This window comes from Stenotrophomonas pictorum JCM 9942, from assembly GCF_001310775.1.
Classification (GTDB): domain Bacteria; phylum Pseudomonadota; class Gammaproteobacteria; order Xanthomonadales; family Xanthomonadaceae; genus Stenotrophomonas; species Stenotrophomonas pictorum.
Genome location: NZ_BAZI01000496.1, coordinates 1 through 1,639, shown reverse-complemented (window position 1 = coordinate 1,639; position 1,639 = coordinate 1). Strand labels below are relative to the sequence as shown.

Annotated in this window: 2 protein-coding genes; both read left to right on the top strand. The window is 68.2% G+C overall.

What is annotated here, in order from left to right; all coding sequences use genetic code 11:
- Window positions 1-455, top strand: a 455-nt coding sequence (locus JCM9942_RS15385) for a DODA-type extradiol aromatic ring-opening family dioxygenase (protein WP_172675156.1), incomplete at its 5' end; no start/stop codon positions are given.
- Window positions 456-594: 139 nt separating this feature from the next.
- Window positions 595-1,639 (top strand): cation:proton antiporter (locus JCM9942_RS15380; protein ID WP_172675155.1); only part of this gene is annotated, 1,045 nt, incomplete at its 3' end.

The window sequence follows — 1,639 nt, the reverse complement described above, 5'->3', positions numbered from 1 at the left end:
CCTGGGTGCCGCTGCGCTATCTGTATCCGCAGGCCGACATCCCGGTGCTGCAGGTGTCGATCCAGCCGGGGCTGGGGCCGCGCCACCAGTTCGACATGGGCCGGGCGCTGGCGCCGCTGCGCGAGCAGGGCGTGCTGCTGGTCGGCTCGGGCAGCATTACCCACAACCTGCACGACTGGCGCAACTACGATCAGGCCCGGGAAGCGCCGTACGTGCGCCCGTTCATCGGCTGGATCGAGCAGAAGCTGCAGGCCAACGACCTGCCGGCGTTGTTCGACTACCGCCGGCAGGCGCCGTCCGCCGTGCAGGCCCATCCCACCGACGAGCACCTGCTGCCGCTGTATTTCGCCATGGGTGCGGCCGGCACCGACCAGCTCGGCGCGCAGCGCATCGATGCCGGCATCGACCTGGGGTTTCTGGCGATGGACATCTACCGCTTCGACGGCGCGAGCTGATCGAAGGCGGTGCGATGGCACCGCTTCACGCCGCGCGCATCGGCATCCCGGCACGCCTGTGGTAGTTTTCCAGCGGTATTTTTCCGTCGCTGCCCGCGCCGGCAGCGCGCTGTCGTGGTGGTGATTCCCTGGAACGGGCATGCACACGATCGAAGTCGTCCTGGCGATGCTGGTGGCCGTTGTCGCCAGCGGCTATCTGGTAAGAATCCTTCCCTTTTCGCTGCCGCTGCCGCTGGTGCAGATCGGGCTGGGCGCGCTGATTGCCGGGGTGTTCAAGCGCGGTCATGCGCTGGACCCGGAGATGTTCTTCCTGCTGTTCCTGCCGCCGCTGCTGTTCCTGGACGGCTGGCGTATTCCCAAACACGGCCTGTTCCGCGACAAGGGCGCGATCCTGGAGCTGGCGTTTGGCCTGGTGGTGTTCACCGTGCTCGGCGCCGGGCTGCTGATCCACTGGTTGATCCCGGCGATGCCACTGGCGGTGGCCTTCGCGCTGGCGGCGATTCTCTCGCCGACCGATCCGGTCGCGGTCGGGGCGATCGCCTCGCGGGTGCCGATGCCCAAACGGCTGATGCACATCCTGGAAGGCGAGTCGCTGCTCAACGACGCCTCGGGCCTGGTCTGCTTCAGTTTCGCGGTGGCCGCGGTGATGACCGGCAGCTTCTCGCTGGCGCAGGCCTCGCTGACCTTCCTGTGGGTGGCGCTGGCCGGCCTGGCGATCGGCGTGGGGGTGACGTACGGGGTATCCACCTTCCAGCGCTGGCTGTGGCGCAGCTTCGGCGAGGAGCCGGGCGCGGCGCTGCTGCTCAACCTGCTGATTCCGTTCGCCGCCTACCTGCTGGCCGAGGAGTTCAAGGCCTCGGGCATCCTGGCCGCGGTCGCCGCCGGCATCACCATGAGCTATGTCGAGCTGACCGGCCGCATCAGTGGCAGCATGCGGGTGCAGCGCGCGGCGGTCTGGAACACCGTGCAGTTCAGCTTCAACGGCATCATCTTCGTGCTGCTGGGCGAGCAGCTGCCGGGCATTGTCGAACGCGCGGTCGATACCATGGCCACCAGCGGCCAGCGCAACCCGTGGTGGCTGCTGGTGTACGTGCTGGCGATCAACATCATGCTGGTGCTGCTGCGACTGGCGTGGGTGTGGCTGTCGCTGCGCTGGAACCTGCTCCGGGCGCGCTGGCGCGGCG